Annotated in this window: 18 protein-coding genes; 10 read left to right on the top strand and 8 right to left on the bottom strand. The window is 41.8% G+C overall.

Annotated elements, in window-relative coordinates; translation table 11 throughout:
* Positions 1 to 26 precede the first annotated feature (26 nt).
* Both N7U62_RS15060 and N7U62_RS15065 read left to right on the top strand, forming a co-directional pair.
* On the top strand, positions 27 to 1,445 hold the full coding sequence (locus N7U62_RS15060; protein WP_264140460.1) for a hypothetical protein: 1,419 nt from the start codon (positions 27 to 29) through the stop codon (positions 1,443 to 1,445).
* A gap of 35 nt (positions 1,446 to 1,480) precedes the next feature.
* The gene (locus N7U62_RS15065) at positions 1,481 to 3,052 is read left to right on the top strand and encodes an OmpP1/FadL family transporter (RefSeq protein ID WP_264138822.1); all 1,572 of its coding nucleotides are present in this window, start codon (positions 1,481 to 1,483) and stop codon (positions 3,050 to 3,052) included.
* Here N7U62_RS15065 and N7U62_RS15070 read toward each other — a convergent pair.
* From N7U62_RS15070 to N7U62_RS15090, 5 genes are read right to left on the bottom strand one after another with little or no spacing between them, the layout of a single operon-like run.
* Positions 3,049 to 3,552, bottom strand: a complete 504-nt coding sequence (locus N7U62_RS15070; RefSeq protein WP_264138823.1) for a shikimate kinase — start codon at positions 3,550 to 3,552, stop codon at positions 3,049 to 3,051. The genes N7U62_RS15065 and N7U62_RS15070 overlap by 4 nt on opposite strands.
* Before the next feature lie 4 nt (positions 3,553 to 3,556).
* The gene (locus N7U62_RS15075; RefSeq protein WP_264138825.1) at positions 3,557 to 5,326 is read right to left on the bottom strand and encodes an ABC transporter ATP-binding protein; all 1,770 of its coding nucleotides are present in this window, start codon (positions 5,324 to 5,326) and stop codon (positions 3,557 to 3,559) included.
* 15 nt (positions 5,327 to 5,341) lie between these two features.
* A complete protein-coding gene (gene truA, locus N7U62_RS15080; RefSeq protein WP_264138826.1) occupies positions 5,342 to 6,085 on the bottom strand; it encodes a tRNA pseudouridine(38-40) synthase TruA in 744 nt (247 codons plus the stop codon).
* Entirely contained in the window at positions 6,086 to 7,273 is a 1,188-nt protein-coding gene (gene kbl / locus N7U62_RS15085; protein ID WP_264138827.1) for a glycine C-acetyltransferase, read from the bottom strand.
* Position 7,274: 1 nt separating this feature from the next.
* Entirely contained in the window at positions 7,275 to 7,523 is a 249-nt protein-coding gene (locus tag N7U62_RS15090; RefSeq protein WP_264140461.1) for a hypothetical protein, read from the bottom strand.
* Between the two features lie 284 nt (positions 7,524 to 7,807).
* Here N7U62_RS15090 and N7U62_RS15095 point away from each other — a divergent pair, with 284 nt between their 5' ends.
* Positions 7,808 to 8,737, top strand: coding sequence for an NAD-dependent epimerase/dehydratase family protein (locus N7U62_RS15095; protein WP_264138828.1), 930 nt, complete (start codon positions 7,808 to 7,810; stop codon positions 8,735 to 8,737).
* A gap of 1 nt (position 8,738) precedes the next feature.
* Here the strand turns inward: N7U62_RS15095 and N7U62_RS15100 are convergent, their stop codons facing one another.
* Positions 8,739 to 9,869: a T9SS type A sorting domain-containing protein gene (locus tag N7U62_RS15100; protein WP_264138829.1), complete on the bottom strand. Its 1,131-nt coding sequence runs from the start codon at positions 9,867 to 9,869 to the stop codon at positions 8,739 to 8,741.
* 202 nt (positions 9,870 to 10,071) lie between these two features.
* Here N7U62_RS15100 and N7U62_RS15105 point away from each other — a divergent pair, with 202 nt between their 5' ends.
* From N7U62_RS15105 to gpmI, 6 genes are all read left to right on the top strand, one after another.
* Positions 10,072 to 10,857 carry an enoyl-CoA hydratase/isomerase family protein gene (locus N7U62_RS15105; protein ID WP_264138830.1) on the top strand — a complete coding sequence of 262 codons (786 nt, stop codon included), beginning with the start codon at positions 10,072 to 10,074 and terminating at the stop codon, positions 10,855 to 10,857.
* 15 nt (positions 10,858 to 10,872) lie between these two features.
* Positions 10,873 to 12,390, top strand: a complete 1,518-nt coding sequence (locus N7U62_RS15110) for a lipopolysaccharide biosynthesis protein (RefSeq protein ID WP_264138831.1) — start codon at positions 10,873 to 10,875, stop codon at positions 12,388 to 12,390.
* Between the two features lie 93 nt (positions 12,391 to 12,483).
* Positions 12,484 to 14,232, top strand: a complete 1,749-nt coding sequence (locus N7U62_RS15115; protein ID WP_264138832.1) for a tetratricopeptide repeat protein — start codon at positions 12,484 to 12,486, stop codon at positions 14,230 to 14,232.
* On the top strand, positions 14,225 to 14,974 hold the full coding sequence (gene lolB1, locus N7U62_RS15120) for a lipoprotein insertase outer membrane protein LolB1 (protein WP_264138833.1): 750 nt from the start codon (positions 14,225 to 14,227) through the stop codon (positions 14,972 to 14,974). The genes N7U62_RS15115 and lolB1 overlap by 8 nt, the downstream gene beginning before the upstream one ends.
* A complete protein-coding gene (locus tag N7U62_RS15125) occupies positions 14,958 to 16,160 on the top strand; it encodes a murein hydrolase activator EnvC family protein (protein WP_264138834.1) in 1,203 nt (400 codons plus the stop codon). Before lolB1 ends, N7U62_RS15125 begins: the two co-directional genes overlap by 17 nt.
* Before the next feature lie 107 nt (positions 16,161 to 16,267).
* On the top strand, positions 16,268 to 17,788 hold the full coding sequence (gene gpmI / locus N7U62_RS15130; protein ID WP_264138835.1) for a 2,3-bisphosphoglycerate-independent phosphoglycerate mutase: 1,521 nt from the start codon (positions 16,268 to 16,270) through the stop codon (positions 17,786 to 17,788).
* A 48-nt stretch (positions 17,789 to 17,836) separates the two neighbouring features.
* Here gpmI and N7U62_RS15135 read toward each other — a convergent pair whose 3' ends face one another.
* Entirely contained in the window at positions 17,837 to 19,798 is a 1,962-nt protein-coding gene (locus N7U62_RS15135; protein ID WP_264138836.1) for an ATP-binding protein, read from the bottom strand.
* Between the two features lie 48 nt (positions 19,799 to 19,846).
* Positions 19,847 to 21,253, bottom strand: a complete 1,407-nt coding sequence (locus tag N7U62_RS15140) for an MATE family efflux transporter (RefSeq protein WP_264138837.1) — start codon at positions 21,251 to 21,253, stop codon at positions 19,847 to 19,849.
* Between the two features lie 209 nt (positions 21,254 to 21,462).
* Between N7U62_RS15140 and N7U62_RS15145 the strand changes: the two genes are divergently transcribed.
* On the top strand, positions 21,463 to 21,888 hold the full coding sequence (locus N7U62_RS15145) for a hypothetical protein (protein ID WP_264138838.1): 426 nt from the start codon (positions 21,463 to 21,465) through the stop codon (positions 21,886 to 21,888).
* The last annotated feature ends 3 nt before the right edge of the window (positions 21,889 to 21,891 follow it).

A 21,891-nucleotide genomic window follows, 5' to 3' on the forward strand; every position in this document is an offset into this window, starting at 1 on the left:
AGTCTCACATTTAGCAGGAGGTCACTATGAAACGAAACATTATCAAAATCACCATTTTCTCGCTCATCTTTATGATGGCAGGTAGCGTACTGGCACAGGAGTACGACGACATGTATTATACATCTAAGGATAGAAAAAAAGAGGAAAAGCGAGAAGAAACCATTGCGGAAGACTCGGAGGAGACTCTAACAGCCTTCAACAATGACGCGTACAACAATACCTATGCCGACAAGCAGGTGAATCCAGATTACCTCCAGCGCTATCAGGACCAAAGTCAAGCCAGCTCCCAAGCCGGCAATGCACCTATCTACAACAATGATGACTACTATGTGGAAGAGTACGATCAGGTAGACGATCGCAACTATGGCACAGACCAGCAACCTGTGGTAGTCAATAATTATTATGGATATAATAACAACAACCCTTACTACGGAAATTTCAATAACCCGTATTATGCTAATCCATACTATGGACCTTCCTGGGGCTTGAGTTATGGATCAGGCTGGGGATGGTCTATGAGTTTTGGTTATAGCTGGGGCAATTCGTGGGGATACTACGATCCTTTCTTTTATGACCCATTCTATTCTCCTGCTTACTGCTACAATAGATACAGATGGTATAGCCCATATTATGGATATGGTGGTGGCTATTGGGCTTACAACAACGGCTACTATAGAGGGTTCTATGATGGATACTATGCAAGCAATGGGTACTATGACCGATACAGGTATGTAAACAGAGGCGCTAGATACAGTAGAGGTTCTAACATATCTTCCAACAACGGCAGATTGTCGAGAATGTCTTCTGTAGAACCTACTAGAAGTTCTTCTGCAAGAAGTAGCTCTAATACCTACGCAAGAACCGCCTCTTCTTCTCGCGCCACAGGTGACATGAGCAGAAGAACCAGAACTGTAGGAACATCTAACTCTAGTGTAGCCAGAACCCGTTCGACTCAAAACGAATATGCGACTGCTAGAACAAGTACGAGTAGAAGCTCAACCAGCAGAAGCAGAGCAGCTTCGTCAAGACCAGCTCCTACTACCAGCAGTAGAAGCTACGACAGAGCAAGTAGCTCTACATCAAGCAGAAACAACTCGTATAACAACACGAGCAGCTCAAGAACGAGAAGTCAGGCTACTAGAAATAGCAGTACCAGCTCTAGTCCACAAAGAAGCTCGACGTACAACAGAAGCTCTAGTTCGAGTTATAGCAACTCTTCTAATAGCAGAAGGTATTCGGGAGGTAGTTCGTCTTCTTCATATAGCCCTAGTCGCAGCAGCAGCTCATCGAACAGTAGAAGCAGCTATTCTGCACCAAGTCGATCTTCTTCTAGCAGCAGCTACTCTAGAGGCTCGTCTTCAGGGAGCAGCAGATCATCAGGAAGCTCAAGAAGCAGCTCGTCTGGAAGTAGATCTAGCTCTTCTTCCAGTAGTAGAAGAAGGTAATAATTAATCAGTCCAAACTTACAATTCATTTAGTGATGAACAAGAATACTATGTCCAGACAGATAAGCATACTGCTTCTGAGCATGATCATCGGGACTCCGCTATGGGCTCAAAACTCTGTTGATAATGCCTTCGGGTATTACAACGATGCACTATTATTTAGCCGAACTTATACAGGGGGTAGCGCTCGGATGCAAGGAATTGGAGGGGCTCAAGTTTCTCTTGGGTCGGACATCAATGCTGCCTATGTCAATCCTGCTGGTCTGGGTTCTTTACTTAGCAGTGGGATTACCTTTACTCCTTCCTTAGATTTCAGTAACACCGAGTCTAAATTTATGGGTAACTACTCTGGTGATTTTAAAGGCAATTTCAATTTTGCCAATTTAGGAATGGCTTTACACTTCCCAAATGAGGACAATGAAAGTGGCTTCAAAGGATTAACCTTTGCCATCACACTTACCCGCGAAAACAACTTCCATCAGAATTATTTCTACGATGGATTTAATGATGAGGAAGCAGGAAAATCTTCAATAGTAGACTCCTATTTAGACAGAGCCTGGGGATTGGATCCTGATGATCTCGGCGGAGACCTGTTGGATGCTTATGACCAATACCTTATCAACCCTGAAATTTTAACAGATGCCGGAACTGGACAGGACTTTACTGGATATTATAAAGTAATTGGGGACTTCCCTAGACAAATCGAAAAAGTCAGATCTCGAGGCGCTCAATACGAATGGGATTTTGCTCTGGGAGCCAATTTCATGGATAAAATTTACTTTGGTGGAGCATTAGGCATCAACACCATCAGATATTACACCGAGCAAACATATTCTGAGTCAGAATACGTTTTCGAAGGATCCATTGATGAGGGAATCGACCTTCATAGCCGCAGAAACACTTTGAAGGTAGACGGCACAGGGGTAAGCGGGACTTTTGGGATGATTGTAAGACCCATACCGATTCTTAGGTTAGGCGCAACTATCAAAACTCCTACATTGTATGGAATGAGAGAGGAAACCTCAGATGATTTCCTTACCCTCTACAATAACCTGACTTTCAATGATGGAACTGAAGACATCACTCTCGACGGAGAATATTATTCGGAATACCTATCAGAATCAAGATATAGCTTAACTACACCCTGGAAACTCACTACTGGTGGGTCGCTTTTTCTCGGTAAAATAGGATTTTTATCTGCTGATATCGAATTCATGGACTACTCTCAGGCCAGTGTTAGCTCTAATGATTTTATCGAGACAGATGACAACAATGCCATCAAAGATTTGTATCAGAATACAATCAATTTGCGCTTTGGCGGGGAGTTCAGAATCAACCAATTCATGATTAGAGGTGGATACAATCTGGATGGTGATCCTTATAAAAACAGCGCTATAGACAATAGTATTCAAAGAATCACAGGAGGCATAGGCTACAGAAACAAAGATTACTTCGTGGATCTCGCTGTGGTTCACACTTCATGGCAATCTCGAAGAAGCCCATACACCATTTATAGCTTTGACGACCCTAACCTAGACATCAGTCCAACGGCATCCATCGATCATAGTAATGTAAACGTTTCTGTAACTTTTGGTGTGAATTTTTAAAGAGCATCAAGATAAGACATGATCTCTTCGATATCGGAATCTGAAGTGAATTTAGCCTGCTGATAGAAAGTGAGTCTTTCATTGTACAATGCAGTCATTTCTGCCTTTACATCTCCCATATCATTAACTAGTGGGCGAGTAGCTCTGTCGTTAGAGACCCTATTGATGATTTCATCTAAGGGCGTATCTAAAAAAATCGTACAACCAGCCTCATTCATCAAGTCCATGTTGCCATTGAAGCATGGGGCACCTCCGCCAGTGGCGATCAAAGAAGGTTCGTTTAATTGGGTGATCATACCCAAAGCGTAAGTTTCGAACATGCGAAACTGGTCCTCGCCAGCATCGGCAAAAATTTCTGGGATGGTCATACCAGACATCTTTTCAATCTGTTCGTCCAGATCAAAAAACTGTCTCCCGAGCCTTTCAGCTAATTTCTTCCCAAAAGTACTCTTGCCCGAACCGGGCATGCCGACCAAGTATATTTTTTTAGGGTATGCCAATTACTTATTCACTAATTACTACTTCCTTGTACTGCATTTTGTGAAGCTGCGAATAATAACTGTCTTTCGCAAGTAATTCTTCATGAGTTCCGCTTTCTTTTATCTCCCCATTGTCCAAAACGATGATTTTATCAGCATGCTGAATCGTAGACAATCGGTGCGCAATCACAATCGATGTTCGGCCTTTCATCATCTTATCTATGGCATTTTGAATCAACTCCTCCGTCTCGGTATCTACGCTAGAAGTTGCCTCATCTAGCACGATGATTTTAGGATCATAGACCATAGCCCTTACAAAAGAGATCAGCTGCCTCTGCCCCACTGATAGTGTGGCACCTCTTTCCATCACATTGTACTCTAAACCACCCGGCAACCTGTCTATAAATTCTCTCGCTCCAACCAAATCAGCCGCATCAACGATTTTTTGTTCAGGAATATCCTCATTGCCCAAAGAAATATTCGCTTTGATCGTATCAGAAAACAGAAAAACATCCTGAAGTACCACTCCTATATTCCTCCTTAAGGATTGCAACTCATAGTCTTGGACATCCCTACCATCTATGGAGATACTACCTTTATTAATATCATAAAAGCGGCTCAGCAAATTGATAATTGAAGATTTCCCCGCTCCAGTAGCTCCTACCAGCGCGATGGTTTGACCTGGCTCTACATCGAAACTAATGTCTTTCAACACGTAGTTTTCATCGTTGTAAGCGAACCACACATGCTTGAATGAAACCGCCCCTTCAAATTTCTCTGGAACGAAAGTCCCCTCATTAGGAATGTGCTCCTCACTATCCAAAAGCTTCATGATACGATTGGAGCTTACGATCCCCATCTGAAGGGTATTGAACTTATCGGCAATCATGCGTATCGGACGGAAAAACATCATGATGTACATGATAAATGCAATCAACTCGCCAGGCTCAAATACTGTATCAATCATTCGTATTGCCCCATACCAAACCACCAATCCGATACCTATTGCCTGAATGACTTCCGCTACTGGAAAATAAATAGAATAGTACAACACAGAGCGAATGTTAGCCCTTCGGTGCTCTTTGTTAATGTCTTTGAATTTCCTGAGTTCCTCATCCTCACTATTAAAAATCTGAACGATATTCATTCCAGTAATGTGTTCCTGAACAAAGGAATTGAGATTGGCTACAGCTGATCTAACGTTGTTGAAAGAGACTTTAATTTTTTCCTTGAATATATAAGTGGCAAAAATCAAAATCGGCAAAGTCGATAAACTCACCAGTGTCAATTGCCAATTGGTATAAAACATAAAGATCAGTATGAATACCAGTTGCAGCAAATCACCAATCATCATGGCAATCCCCTGACTGAAAACATCTGCCAGTGTTTCTATATCTGAAACGTTTCTGGTAACAAGCCTACCAATTGGGGTGTTATCAAAAAACTTAAGCTTCAGTCGCTGAACATGTGCATAGAGTGTAGTTCGTATGTCTCGGATGATATGCTGCCCCAGCCAACTAGACAAATAAGTGTGAAAATATTGCACAATGGCCTGAGCGACCAACAAGGCGACCAATAACCATACCATCTGAACCAATCCCTGATAGTCTCCATTGGCCACATCTGAGTCAATGGTATACTGAATCAAATAAGGACGGATTGGGACTAAGACGGCAAGTGCTACCGTAAGAAATATCAGCAAATTGAACTGAAGCATATAGGGCTTTGCGAAGGTAAAAAGCCTCTTGAGCACCTTAAAATCTACAATGTTTCCACTTGCCTGTTCCTTCTTCAAAATCCTATGTTATGATTATAGATATACGTCTTTTGGATAAATGATGTCCTTGAGGTAAAGCCCGTGAGCCGGCACACTTCGCCCAGCTTTGGTTCGATCCCTGCCTTCCAATATTGCCTCAAAATTATCTAAATTAATCTTGCCTTCACCTAGCAACAGCATGGTTCCTACCATGGCTCGGATCATCCCTCTCAAAAATCTATTGGCACTAACGTGAAAATGCAATTCACCGTTGTACTCCTGCCACCTTGCGTCGAAAATTTCGCAATTAAAATGATTCACATCGGTATGCACCTTGCTCAAACTTTCAAAGTCCATCCATCTTTTGATGATCTCACAGCTCTCATTCATCATTTCCACATTTAATGGACGATGAAACAAATAGGATCGATTGACCAAAAAAGGATTTTTCTTTTGATGTATACGGTAGAGGTAAGAGCGCGATACCGCCGCAAAACGTGCATTGGCCTCCTCCTGTACTCTTGCTAATTCATTGGCCGAAATATCACTAGGAAGGATGCTATTTAATTTGTGACATAGGTCTCCTATTTTGGTTTCAGCCGACACATCAAAGTGAACTACCTGATTCAGTGCGTGTACACCTTTGTCTGTTCGACCACTACCGATCGTACTTACTTCCTGACGGAGAATAGTTGACAATGCCTCGTTCAGTACTTCTTGTACTGTCAAGGCATTGTTCTGAATTTGCCAACCATGATAGGCCGTGCCATCATAAGATATCTCCAGGAAGTAGCGCATTTAGATGACTCCCAACTCCTTTCCAATTTTAGTAAATGCAGCAATCGCTTTATCCAGATGTTCCTTTTCGTGAACCACAGAGAGTTGCACTCTGATTCTTGCCTGTCCTTTTGGCACTACCGGGAAGTAAAACCCAATGACATAGATCCCCTCTTCTAGCAGCTTAGCAGCAAAATTCTGCGCCAATACAGCATCATAGAGCATAATAGGCACTATCGCATGGTCTCCTGGCTTGATGTCAAATCCCGCCTCGGTCATCCCTTTGCGGAAATACTGTGTATTGAACTCTAACTTATCCCTTAGCTCAGTGGTTTCGCTCAACATATCGATGACTGCAATCGACGCACCCACTATGGATGGAGCCACCGTGTTCGAAAACAAATAAGGTCTGGATTTTTGTCTAAGAATCTCGATGATCTCTTTTGGTCCGGAAGTAAAACCTCCAGATGCCCCACCCAGGGCCTTACCCAAAGTTCCGGTTATGATATCGACTCGGCCCATCACATCTCGGTATTCATGAACACCGCGCCCGGTTTTTCCCATAAAACCCGTCGAATGACATTCATCCGTCATCACCACTGCATCGTACTTGTCAGCCAGATCACAAATCTTGTCTAATTGCGCGATGGTACCATCCATAGAAAACACACCATCCGTTACGATGATCTTACATTTGGCATCCTTAGCCTCGATCAGTTTGGCCTCCAAATCAGCCATATCATTGTGGGCATATCGGTATCGTTGAGCTTTACACAACCGTACACCATCGATGATCGATGCATGGTTAAGCGCATCCGAAATGATGGCATCCTCTGGCCCAAAAAGCGGCTCAAATACTCCACCATTCGCGTCGAAAGCAGCAGCATATAGAATGGTATCTTCTGTTCCTAAAAACTCCGAAATCTTACGCTCTAGTTCCTTGTGAATATCCTGAGTACCACAGATGAAACGTACCGAAGACATACCATAACCATGGGAATCAATGGCAGCTTTGGCGGCCTCTATTACTTTGGGATGAGAAGACAGCCCCAAATAATTATTGGCACAGAAGTTAATTACTTCCCCACTCTCATCGGTTTTAATATCCGCTCCTTGTGGAGTGGTGATAATTCTTTCTTTTTTAAAGAGACCCGCCTCTTCTATTTCAGCCAAATTGGCTTTCAGCTTTTTCTGAAGGCTATCGTACATATCATTTTTGGATTTTGGGTTTAAACATTTTTTTGGGTTTGGCCTTTACAGCCTGATCTGACTCTGTCAACTGATATTTCCTCCTTAGAGGATTGATGATGAAAAGCTTCTGTTGAGTGAAGCTATTGGGGTTCATCTGCTCAAACTCAGCTTTCAATTCCGAATATTGCTGCGCATCACCCAATTTAAATTTCGAAGAATCGATTTTCTTCGAAATTAAATACTCTTCAAAGCTCATTTCATTTTCCATATCTCAATTGGCTAGAGTTCAGATTTTGGGCAATTTATGGCTTTTATGGAGCATTTTCGAACTTTTCACAGCGGAATCTTCCTAACTTTAACCCCACATGTGCGGTGGATAATAGAAAATAAGTTAATTGGTTAATAGGTGATACCAAGCGACTGAATTTCTATCCCCATATCAGGTTAAAGTTTCGAAAAAAATAACTCAAAAATGACGAGCCTTTATCCTAATAACTTTTTATCAATAACTATTTACTCCTGAGAATTCAGGCACAAACAACATTTACCCTTATGAATAATATATTAGTCATAGGTGCCTGCGGACAGCTGGGCACCGAACTCACCACGAGGTTGAGAGAAATCTATGGCGAGGAGCATGTAGTCGCTGCAGACAAAAAAGAGCCTGTTTCTGATCTGAAAGAGGGTCTTTTCGAAGTGCTCGACATCATGGATATCAACCGTGTCAAAGAGGTTCTAAAAAAATATCAAATTACAGAAGTCTATCATTTGGTAGCCCTACTATCTGCAACCGCTGAAGCCAGTCCACGCTTTGCCTGGGAACTTAACATGAATAGCCTGGTCAACCTCCTGGATTTGGCAAATGAAGGACATTTCAAAAGATTGTATTGGCCTAGCTCCATTGCTGTTTTTGGTCCCAACACGCCAAAGGTCAATACGCCTCAACAGACTTTCATGGATCCAAGTTCAATCTATGGAATCAGCAAATTGGCTGGTGAAAGATGGTGCGACTATTATTTTGACAAGCACAATATGGATGTGAGAAGCATCCGCTATCCTGGTCTGATTGGGTATAAATCTCTACCTGGAGGTGGGACTACGGACTATGCAGTAGACATCTATCACAAGGCCAAAGCGGGTGAAGATTTCAGCTGTTTCCTAAGAGCGGACACCAAACTGCCTATGATGTATATGGAAGATGCGGTAAGAGCCACTGTCGAACTCATGCAGGCACCTGCAGACCAGATCACGATACGATCAAGTTACAATGTAGCTGCCATGAGTTTCACTCCAGAAGATGTCTATGAGGAGATCAAAAAACACTGTCCAGACTTCAAAATCAGCTATGAGCCTGATTTTAGACAGGAAATAGCAGATTCATGGAATCAAAGCATAGACGATTCTGTAGCTCAAAGGGACTGGGGATGGAAACCTGAATATGACCTGAAAAGAATGACAGAAGTAATGTTAGAAAACCTATAGGCTATCGAACCAATAATTTTTGTTTCAATTGATGTCCATCGACTTCTAGATTAACGAAATAAATTCCTGGTTGGAGATTTAGATTCTGAATCTCCAATCTCGTTTCATTTGAATGACTTGTGTAAATCTGATTTCCTTGCAGATCAAAAATTGATACTTGCTTTTCTGAAATACTTTCAGGCAAACTCAAAGTCAATTTTTGTCCCACTAAAGGATTCGGATAAATATTTAGTTCCTCGGATTGGAGCCCCGTAACATTGATACTTTTTGTTTCAAAAATCTCGTTGCTACCATCATAATCAATGGCATTGAGCCTGAAGTAGACCAATTGGCTTTTCACTTGCTCATCCAAATAAGAATATGAGGCGCCATCCACCTCACTGCCACTGCTACCTATCTCCGCAATCGATTCAAAAAACCGCCCGTCATTAGATCTCTGCACCTCAAAATGGCTGAAGTTTACCTCGCTTAGAGTTTCCCATGTAATTTTCACTCCACTATCAGTGGCTTCCAAATCAAATGAAGCCAACTTAATAGGAAGAGGAGTTGTGCCACCTCCATCAATAAAATTATATAATGCCTTTTGTTCAGAAGTCCCACTGTTAAGATCACTGATAGGAGCATCCACAGATCCTGCCCCATCTGTATCTCCGTTTCCGTTGATACCACCATCTACATAAAGACCTCCTCCATTATCCACATAATCTTGCTGCCCTCCGCTCAAGGTCATACCTTCGGTAACAACCATAGTACCACCATTGTCTAGCACCACCTTGTTTTCAGCTGTGAAATGTCCAAATACCACCAAAACACCGCCAGTGACTACCTCCAAATTGATAGAATTGTTAGCAAAACTCAAATCACCAATCACAATTAAAGTATCTCTGACCAAAAGCTTGTAACTATTGGCTCCAATATTCGCAAAACTCAAACCTCCATTCCGGGTGATATACCCATTAATGGTAATATTCTGTTGTTCATCAATATTGGTGGTCAAAGGGTTCGGTTGAACCCCATCGGTCCAGGAATTACTATTGGACCATGTGCCAGTATAAAAATCTAAAGTGGACAATTGTGCATTCGCATTGATACCCAACCCCACTATCATTGTCAAAACTATAAGTTTTCTCATTTAGAAAAATGCTGCTAGAAAGAATCAACGCAAAAAAACGAATATCTCAAGACGACATTTTATCATTTCGACGAATGGCGGTAAATTCCCGATCAATGAACCAGGAGTATAGATTAGAATTTTTTAGTCCACTATATTTCCTATTAGGACTAGCAATTATACCTTGCATTAAATACATTTGACAAGGCCAGAAGCAATTTTTATGGAGCAGCTGAAAAACCTGATAGTTGAAAAAAAGGATGAAATATGTATTGTCACCATTAATAGAGAGTCTGCTCTCAATGCACTTAATGATGCCACATTAAACGAATTAAGCGAGGTTTTTGAGCAGATAGATGATGACAAAACGATAAAAGGAGTCGTCATAACTGGAGCTGGAGACAAGGCTTTTGTAGCGGGTGCAGACATCAAAGAACTCGCGCAAGTCACTGAAGTCAATGGCAGAAGTATGGCCGAAAAAGGCCAGGAACTCTTTGAAAGAATCGAAAGGTTGTCCAAACCTGTTATCGCGGCAATCAACGGATTCGCATTAGGAGGCGGGTGTGAATTGGCAATGGCATGCCATATACGAATCGCTTCTAAATCTGCTCAGTTCGGACAACCAGAAATCAATCTGGGAATACTACCCGGATATGGTGGCACACAGAGACTCACTCGATTGGTCGGCAAAGGAAAGGCCTTAGAACTATTATTGACGGGCGACATGGTCGGGGCTGAAGATGCCAAGAAGCTTCGCCTGGTCAACTATGTTTTGGAAGACAGAGCTGCCATGATGGATAAGGCCTTGGAAATTCTAGGCAAAGTCAGGCAGAAAGCTCCAATTGCTGTTGGTCTCATCATAGACAGTGTCAATGCAGTTCATACCAGTGGAGAAAACGGCTTTCAAACAGAGGCCAATTCTTTTGGAAGATGCTGTGGCACTCAGGATTTTATTGAAGGGACTCAAGCCTTCATCGAAAAGAGAAAACCCAATTTCAAAGGGGAATAATCAATTAGACCAAATATGGCAGGACTGAGGGGACTGGCTGGTGATACAGTCTGGTATGGGCTAAGTAGTATCATCGGTCGAATGATCACGTACTTTCTTACTCCACTCTATACAGGTGTTTTAGCCAAAGACATGTTTGGGGTTTATACAGAATTCTATGCTTATGTAGGCTTCTTATATGCGATTTATACTTTTGGTATGGAGACCTCCTATTTTAGGTACGCCTCCAAAACAGATGATCCCCAGTCCACTTTCAATGTTTCCCTTAGCTCCATATTGGTCGTCAGTATTTCTATTTCAGGAGCTTTGTGCTTGTTGGCTACTCCCATCACTGAACTACTGGAATACCAGGGGCAGGAACAAGTAATATATTGGCTTTCAAGCATCATCGCCATAGATGCCATCGTAGCGATTCCTTATGCCAAACTGCGAAGGGAGAAAAAACCCAGAAAGTTTGCATTCATTCGATTGTTCAATGTCAGTTTTACGGTCTTGCTCAACTTGTTTTTCTATGCATTCTGTCTTCAAATTATAGAGGGAAAATTTTTAGTCAGTCTAGCATCTTACATCTCCCCCTGGTATGACCTGGATTTTCAGGTCAAATACATTTTTCTATCCAACCTAATCGCTAATGCCTCTGTAGTTTTCTTGCTCTATCAAGAGTTCAAAGGTTTTCGCTTCTCACTCAATCGTGAAAAACTCCAACCCATGATCAAATACGCCATGCCCCTTTTGATCATGAGTTTAGCTGTGGTGACTAACGAAATGCTATCTCGCACAATACTTAAATATTGGCTACCAGAAGGGTACTATCCAGGATTGAGCAATCAAGAAGTACTTGGTATTTTTGGAGCCTGCTACAAACTTTCTGTTTTCATGTTGTTGGGTATCCAGGCCTTTAGATATGCTGCAGAACCTTTTTTCTTTTCTCATTCTGAAAACAAAAACTCTCCTCAGCTTTTCACCAAAGTTATGACTGGGTTCATCATTTTCAACTGTCTGGTTTTCTATGCTGTCTCTGTCAACTTGAAACCGATAGGTGTAGTTTTCCTTACCAATCCAGAATATCGTGAGGCCATTTTTATTGTCCCGATTCTTCTGATGGGCTACCTTTTTAGTGGCATCAATTACAACTTATCTGTTTGGTACAAACTGACAGATCAAACCAAATATGGCGCGATTATAACCAGTATAGGTGCTATCATAACTATAGCACTCAACTACTATTTGATTCCTGTCTGGGGCTATCTGGGAAGTGCCATTGCGACCTTTGCGACCTTCTTCACAATGGCCACAATCAGCTATATTTTAGGAAGAAAGTACTACCCAATCCCCTATGATCTACCTAAAGCACTAGAATATCTTGTACTATCCTCCATAGGAGTAGCCATTATATATCCACTCGAACTAGGTCACTGGTTTCTCGATTTTGTAATCAAAAACCTGACTGTCATTCTATTTATTGCGTACATCTACTTTAGGGAGAGAAAACAACTTTCGGGCATCAAAGTTTTCGGTTTCAAAATCCCATGAGTATAAAACACGTCATTAAAGCCCATTAAGGCTGCAAATATGATAGCGAAGTGCTCTTTTTCATTAGTTTTGTTTTTTGATCAATAGTTTCGAATGACTTTTTCTTTCCATAGCAAATCTTTTATTTATCTGACTCTTGTGCTGATGGTCCTGATGGCTTCAGTTAATCCTGGTCAAGCCCAGCGAAAAAACCGCAAGAAAGAAAAGTCTGTTGATCAAATCAGCGAGGAAAAAAGGACTGAGTTGGACCACTATTTTCTGGAAGGGGAGAAATACTACATTCTAAAGGACTATGGAAAAGCAATAACCTATTTTGAAAGGGTTATTGAAATCGATGAGAGCCATGCCACTGCCAACTTCAAAATCGCTCAAATCTATAGCGAAAACAATGAGATGATGGATGCACTGCCTTTTGCCCAAAAAGCAAAAGAGTTAGCACCAGAAAACAAGTATTACTATCTACTACTGGCCAATATCCAAACGAGCACAGGAGAACTCGCTAATGCAGAAGAAACGTATAGTGAAATGATCAACCGTGTGCCGGGTACAGAAAGACATCTCTTTGATTTGGCTGCCCTACAGATCTATCAACAAAAACTGGATGAGGCTATCGAAACCTACAACCTGGCAGAAGAGAAACTCGGGCCGATGGAGGAAATTGCCCTTCAAAAACAGCAAGTTTATCTCAAGCAAAATAAGTTAGACGAGGCGATTGAAGAAGGTCACAAACTAATCAAAATCAACCCTGAGGACGAATCCTATGTCATGACTCAGGCCCGAGTTTTGATTTCGAACGAAAGACTGGAGGAGGCAGAAACTTTCCTAAAAACTCAGACGAAAGAGAATCCTCAGAATGAAACGCTTTTTGTGATGCTGTCCGAAGTATATCGCAAACAAGGAAAAACCAGTGAAGCACTAGAGACTCTCAAGGTACCTTTTGAAAGCACCAGTGTCGACCTCAATGCCAAAATACGAACCTTGGCTGGCTATTTGGGCATGCTACCAGACGACAACCTCAATCAGCCACTGATTGATCTTGCTCTTACTTTGGTTGAAACTCATCCTGATTCTTATCAGGCATTGGCCATGACTGGTGATTTATACTACAATTTGGGTCAACTCTCCAATGCCAGAAAATTTTATCTCCAGACCATCACTATTGATAGATCCAATTTCAACGTTTGGCAAAACATCCTAAACCTTGACATGGAACTTCAAGACTACAATAGTGTAATCGAACACACTAACACAGCCCTTGAAGTTTTCCCCAACCAAGCCTCTTTGTACTACTACAACGGCACGGCTCACCTCATCAATAAGGAATACGAAGAAGCCATTAAAACCTTTAACGCCGGAAAAATATATGCCGCCAGAGACGCCAATCTAAACAGTCTGTTTTATGGTCAGCTCGGAGATGCCTACAACAGTATCGGCGAACACAACAAGTCTGATGAGGCCTATGAAAAAGCCCTTGAATCCAAGCCGGACAATGATCATGTGCTGAACAACTATTCCTATTTTCTTTCGCTCAGAAAAAAAGATTTGGAAAAAGCTAAGTCAATGTCTTCCAAATTAGTCGAAGACTACCCCACTAACCCAACCTACCTGGATACTCATGCCTGGGTGCTGTATATGATGGAAGACTATGAAGGTGCTGCACACTACCTAAAAGAAGCTGTAAAATATGATGCCAGCGCTGTGATCATCGAACACTACGGAGATGCCCTTTTCCAATTAGGCAAAACAGAAGAAGCAGTGGCACAATGGAAAAAGGCACGGGATTTGGTAGAAGACACCAGTACATTAGATAAGAAAATTGCGGACAGACAGCTTTATGAATAAGACACTCCTGGCATGCCTTCTGGTATCCATACTGGTTTTGCCTTCATGTAACAAGAAACTTTTCACATCAAGCAATGAAAAGTTTCACCTCAACGACCTCAAATACGAGACGCTTTCCATTAAATCACGAATGCGATACAAAGGCGATGAAAACCTCAGGTTTACCGCCAACATCCGCATGAAAAAAGACAGTGCGGTATGGTTCTCCTTATCCCCTGGTTTCGGCATAGAAGCAGCCAGAGGATTGGTTGACACTGATTCTATCGTCGTGATCGACAAGATTCACAAGGAATACTCGGTCCGTAATCTGGAACAACTTTTCAAAGGATTTAATTTCCATTTCGAAATCGGGATGATCGAATCGATCATTATCGGAAATCTGCTATGGCATGTAGAAAGCCGAGACAATGTGGTCAGACAAAACAACAACTATGTGATCACTCAGGAAAAAGGTGATCTGCGACTGATTAGCTATGTCAATAGCAATTCGATGAAAATGGAAAAACTAGAGGCTCAAAGCATCAGTACTCCCAATCGAATGACCATTAAGTTTTCCAATTTCGAAAAACAGGAAAATATGGTCTACCCAAAAAACATAGATATTTCTGCAGACTACTACGATACAAGGTACAGAAAGGAAAAAAATGCTAATATTACAATGAATCATAGTAAAGTAGAAATTGACCAGAGAGAATACGATTTTTCTATCAGCATTCCGTCCAAGTATGCGCTTAAAAATTAGCCTGCTACTATTCGCATTCGTAGCACTCTGTGCCTTTACTACCCATGCCCAAAAGAGTAAAGCACAACTAGAAAAAGAAAGGAAGGAAAACCTCAAAAGGATATCTGAAACACAAAAAATCCTGGAGCAAACCGCTACTGAGAAAAAATCAACGCTAGGCCAGCTCAAAGCCATCAATCACCAAATCACCATTCGTCAGGATCTGATTAAGTCAATCAACCAGGAAATCTCGATGATCAATGGGGAAATCAACGATCTAACCATCGTGACAGTAGCCCTGGAATCGGATCTGGACCAGCTCAAAAAAGAGTATGCCGAGATGATCTATAGTGCCTACAAAACTAACCATGGATATAGCCAGCTGACTTTTATTTTCTCGGCCAGCACCTTCAACCAACTCTTCTTAAGACTGAAATATCTGGAACAGTACGCCAATGCACGAGAAAGACAGGTTCAGCAAATCGAAAAAGTAAAAGATGCACTCAACAGTCAAAAATCCTCACTGGTAAGTAAGAAAGAAGAACAAAGTAAACTCCTGGAATCAAAAATCGAGGAAAACAAAAACCTGATTGGCCTGCAGAGCAAACAAAGCAAAATCATACAGGATCTGAGCAAACGCGAAAAAGAACTAAAACGTGAGTTAGCCAACAGAAAAAGATCGATCGAACAATTGGATCAACTGCTTGCAGAAATCATTAAAAAAGAGATTCGTGATTCAAACAAGGGTAAAGAGGCCAATACCATTGCACTGTCTGCAGAGGGCGCTGTGCTATCCGCCTCGTTCGAAGACAACAAAAACAAACTTCCTTGGCCAGTGGCCTCAGGTTTCGTGTCCGAAAAATTCGGAAAGCACCCCCACCCCGTTTTGAAAAACATCACTGTCGAAAACCAGGGTGTTGATATTCAAACCCAAAAAGACGCCAGTGTCAAACCTGTTTTTGCAGGAAAAGTAGCTACTACTGCCTTCGTGCCAGGTATGAACAGCGTAGTAATCGTCCAGCACGGCGACTACTATACGCTCTATGCCAAACTAAAAACGGTGAATGTAAAGAAGGGTCAAACCATCAGCCCCAACCAAAGTTTGGGCACCGTTTACACCAACAAAGACGGCATTTCTGAGCTCCAATTTCAAGTCTGGAAAAACAATGTAAAGCTGGATCCGGAAAAATGGTTGTCTAGTAAATAATTGGCAAAAGCACCCATGACCCAAATTATCTCCTAAACTGCTTCAAATCATCTACTCTTTTGGTGTGAACGCTTCACATCCATGGTAGCAAATTCTATATTTGCGCCATGAACAAGAAGGTAATACTAATGATACTAGACGGCTGGGGAATCGGTACTAATCCCGAGGTGTCTGCGATAAACAGTGCAAAAACTCCATTCATAGATTCTATGTATGAGAAATTTGCCCATAGCAAACTGGAAGCATCTGGATTGGCAGTAGGCCTGCCAGAAGGTCAGATGGGAAACTCCGAAGTAGGACATATGAACATCGGCGCTGGTCGAGTAGTATACCAGGATCTGGTAAGACTCAATAAAGCTGCAGAAGAAGGTTCATTAGCAAAAAACGAGACTTTGTTGGAGGCATTTGAATATGCCAAAAGCAATGGTAAAAAAGTTCACTTTATCGGACTGGTATCTGACGGGGGTATTCATGCTCACATCAATCACCTGAAGGCACTTTGTGATGGAGCTGCAGCTCAGGGATTAGACAATGTTTTTGTTCATGCTTTCACTGATGGTCGTGACACAGACCCGAAGAGTGGAAAAAAATATTTGACCGATCTACAGAATCATCTGGATAAAACAACTGGCGAAATTGCCTCTATTACAGGTAGGTATTATGCCATGGACCGAGACAAAAGATGGGAAAGAGTAAAACTCGCCTATGATGCCATGGTCAACGGAATCGGAAAAGAAAGCAGTGATGTACTAGCTGCCATTGATGAATCATATACCGCTGACGTAACGGACGAGTTCATCAAACCAATCGTAAAGGTAGACGCATCTGGCAATCCGGTTGGAAAAATTGAGGAAGGTGATGCAGTGATTTGCTTTAACTTCCGTACAGATAGAGGCCGTCAGATTACTGAAGCCTTGACTCAGAAGGATTTTCCAGAAGCTGGAATGAAAAAACTAGCCCTTAAATACTACACCATGACCAACTACGACGACACTTTCGAAGGAGTAACGGTGATGTACGATAAGGACAATCTGAAAAACACGCTTGGCGAAGTATTGGCCAATGCTGGAAAGAAACAAATCCGAATCGCAGAGACAGAAAAGTACCCTCACGTGACTTTCTTCTTCTCTGGTGGACAAGAAGAACAGTTCGAAGGCGAAACCAGATTGCTATGTCCTTCTCCTAAAGTAGCTACCTACGATCTACAACCAGAAATGAGCGCTGCAGATATCAGAGACAAAATCAATCCTGAACTGGAAAAAGGTGAAGTAGACTTCGTTTGTCTGAACTTTGCCAACCCGGACATGGTAGGACACACAGGTGTATTCGAGGCTGCAGTTAAAGCATGTGAAACCGTAGATGCATGTGCACAGTCAGTGGTAGAAACAGCACAAGCCAATGGATACTCTGCGATTATCATCGCGGACCACGGCAACTCAGACATCATGGTCAATGCGGACGGTAGCCCTAATACTGCTCACACGACCAATTTGGTTCCTTGTATCTTCGTTGACAATGACATCAAAGATCCAGTTAAGGATGGTAAATTGGGTGACTTGGCACCAACGATTCTCAAAATGATCGGTGTGGATATACCAGCGGATATGACTGGAGACATCTTGATCTAAAGAATAATTAAGGTTAATAAAAAGCCGAGGCAATTTGCTTCGGCTTTTTTATTGCTCTTTTGAAATAGAAAGTTTCTTCTTAAGCCTTATATGAAACGAGGCTCCACGTCCCAATCTGGATTCGATACTGATTTTTCCTTGTATCTTTTCAACCAATGTTTTAACTATTGATAACCCTAGTCCAGTTGAATTCTCTCCTCCCGTCGGCTGAGCAGACAATTTCTTAAACCTCTTAAAAGCATTAGCAATATCGTCTTCTGACAAACCTGGACCTTGATCAATCACGCTAATGGTGACCTCATCTGTGGCTTCAAAAAGGACGACTTTAATTTTACTGTTGTAAGGTGAAAATTTGATGGCATTGGAAATCAAATTGTCCATAATACGAGAAAGATTCACCTGATCTGATTCAAGGTAAATTTCATTGTCGTTGGCATGCATCTCAAACGAAATACTTTTTCGCTCTGCATATGAGGTGTGTATTTCTAAAATTTCAGCAATCAGGCTATTCAAATGAATATCTTCCAAATTGATATTGGTGCCACTTTCAAATCGTGATAGGTTCACCATATCGCTGATCAATGAATCCCCTCCCTCCAGAACCTGAAAAGCCTTGCTCAAGAGCATATCTTGCTCCTCGTTCAAAGGCCCCGAATCCTTCATTAAAACCATCAGTGCCTTGACGTTATTTAAAGGAGAACGCAGATCATGAGCCACTATAGCCATTAAATTCTTTTGCTCATTATAAGACTCTGTTATCTCTGCGTTTTTCTGAGCGATCAGATCATGACTTTTTCTGAGCTGTGCCGACTGCTTGGATAATTGCAGATTGAAACGCTTTTTTGACAAATTCTTTCTCCAAAAAATAAAGGTCGAAATCATCATAAGTATGACCAATATCGCGGCTAAAAAAATGATGTAGCGCTGATTCTTATTTTCAACTTCCCGAAAAGCAATCTCATCAAGTTGTTTTCTGGATTGAAACTGCATTTCTAATTTTTCAATCGTTTCCTGTTTCCCTTCCGAAAATATCTCATCATTCAACAAATCATATTCTCTATGGTACTTCAGCGCCATTTCATAATGCGCCATCGCTTCATACAACTGGCTCAATTGGCCATATGCATTCCTCAGATCTACTTTACTCTCAATTTCCTTCGATAGTTCTAAGCTCAAATTGACATAGTACAAGGCCGAATCATAGTCTTGCTGGCCCTGCATTACCTTATTGAGATGGTTATAGGCACTCACCATATACACTTTGTAGTTCATCTCCTCAAAGTATTGAAGGGCGGCCTTCATACTATGTATCGAAGCATCAGGTTCGTTAAGTTCATCTTGGAGTAGAGCCAGATTGGCATAAGCCAGGGCGACCCCTTTGTCATAGCCCGCTTTTCTAAATTCATCGATGGCTCTATAGATAAGCGGTATGGCCTCCTCAAAATATTGCTGATAAATGGAACTATCACTTCTTTCTATCGCATGCCATCCTTGCTCTATTAACAGGGCAGCTCGATCGTTGTAGGCATTGCCCAGCATAATGGTATCTCCCAAAGACCGGGCGATCTGCATTTCTCGCTCATAATAATCTCCAGCCAGCTGAAAACTATTTCGTGAAGACTGAACCTGACCCAATTTTTGATAAATTTTAAAGAGCTCCGCTTTATCCTGAGTTTTTTCAAAATAGCCAAGTGCCTTATGAAAATAAATCTCTGCCGAATCAAGCTCCCCCTTATCCAAATAAATTATTCCGAGTATTTGATAGGCTCGATTCAAGCCTTTTTGATAATCTAGTTCTTGAGATAAGCGAATAGACTCCCGCAATTTTTCCAACGCCTCGTGTTTGTCCCCATAACTCAACTCAAAGACCAGGTGATTGAGGGCATCTACTTTTTCTGAGGAATTGGGAAGAGAATTTGATGCATTGCGAAGACTATCAATCCATGTTGATTGAGAAAAAGCAGTTGAAAAACTCGACAAGAAGAATAAAAGCAATATGCATCTCTTCATAATTGAAAAGATACATATTTTTCTAATTGAACAAAGCCTAAAATTTAATCAGACCTCAATCAATTTCCACTTTCCTTTTCTAAACCAATAGATGCAGGCCATGGCATGTAATCCAAAAGCAACCGAAACAGAGACTATCGCGCCTGGAAACCCAAAATCCATATAAATAGCTAAAAAATAAGCCAATGGAATTTGAATCAACCAGAAAAAGAGCACATTCATGATCGTTGGTGTCTTGGTATCACCTGCGCCATTGAATCCCTGACTGATCACCATACCATATGCAAAAGTAATGTAGCCTACACAGATGATTCGAAGTGCAAGGGAACCATGCTCCACAGCAACAGCATCTGTGGTAAATATGGCTACAAACTCAGGCGCCATGATGAAAAACAAAACTGACACACAAAACAAAAACCCCGTATTGAGGTGTGCTGTGATCCATACAGAACGTTCCGCACGATCAGGCTTTTTAGCTCCCAAATTTTGCCCAACCAGGGTAGCTGCCGCATTGGCCATTCCCCATGAAGGTAGAATGGTGAATATGATGATCCTGAAGGCAATCGTATAACCCGCCAGGGCAGCAGAGCCAAATTCGCTAATAATACGCACGAGGAATAACCAGCTGGCAGACTCTATCAAGAACTGCCCCATACCTCCCATGGCGATACCAAAGATATTTTTTACAGTACTCCATCTGAGTCTGATATTATCTACTCCTAGTTGAATGATTCTTTCACCTCCTAGCAATCCGAATAGCTGGTAGAACACACCCAAAGAGCGACCAATGGTGGTAGCAATGGCAGCACCCTCTACTCCAAATGCCGGAACAGGACCCAAACCAAATATGAAAATCGGATCAAGGATAATATTGAATCCATTGGCAATCCAGAGCGAGCGCATCGCCATAGATGCATCTCCTGCTCCCCGATAGATGGCATTGATCAGGAACAAAAGCATGATACATAGATTACCTCCCAGCATCACCCTGGTGTATCCAAAACCATTGGCGATCAGTTTTTCAGATCCTCCCATCAATCGGAGAATATCCTCTGCATAAACGATCCCAACTATGGAAATGACTATTGATAGCACAGCAGCTATCGCTATGGCCTGAAAAGCCGCATCACCCGCGCGCTTATATTCCTTCTCGCCTACTCGACGAGAAACAACCGCAGTAGCTGCCATGCTCAAACCGATGGCAATAGAGTAAACGATCATCATCACAGACTCAGTAAGACCAACGGTCGCTACAGCGTCCACGCTGACTTTGCCTACAAAGTAGACGTCCACTACTGCAAACAATGCCTCCATGATCATCTCCAGCACCATAGGTACCGAAAGCAAGAAGATGGCTTTGTTGATGCTACCAGTAGTAAATTCGGTTTCTTCCCCCTTCAAGGCGAGAAAAAAGTAATGATAGGCTTTTCTTATAGATTGAATGAAATGTGTCAAGGTTGTAAATGTTAAATGTAAAAAAAGAAACTATTGCAGCGTCTGGGATTAGACGCAGGTGCAGTTGACGGACTTCTTTTTTACAATTAACATGACACTATTATTTTAATAAGTGCCGCAAGGTAAGCAGTTTTTCAATAATAACTACACACGTACTCATAATATATTTTCTTTCCAACCATTCAATCTCATGTGGTGTCTTTAACAATATGAAACGAAAACTCATCCTATATCTGGGCACCATAGTGGCTGCTATCATAGTCTCGCTATGGATCACGTCGTGCGAAGAAGAGGGCGAAAACACCATTGAACTTGGGGTGCCCTTCGAAATAACAGAAGGTCAAAGCAAACACCTTTTGGATTCTTCCGGTTTTTCTATCGTTTTTCAAGAAGTGAAAGAAAACTCACTATGTCCTCAGGATCTGGTGTGCATACGACAAGGTAATTTCACCATGAGCCTTCAATTCGCTAGTAGCTCTTCTGAATTATCAATTGGAGATTTAGGCCTTCCCAGCACGGATACTGTCCATGGATATAAAATACAATTGGAAGCAATTATTTACCCTGTCAATTCTGATGACAAAGTAGATGCTACACACCCAAATACCGTGACTTTATTAATTGAGAAAATATAGAAG

This window comes from Reichenbachiella ulvae, from assembly GCF_025833875.1.
Lineage (GTDB): Bacteria > Bacteroidota > Bacteroidia > Cytophagales > Cyclobacteriaceae > Reichenbachiella > Reichenbachiella ulvae.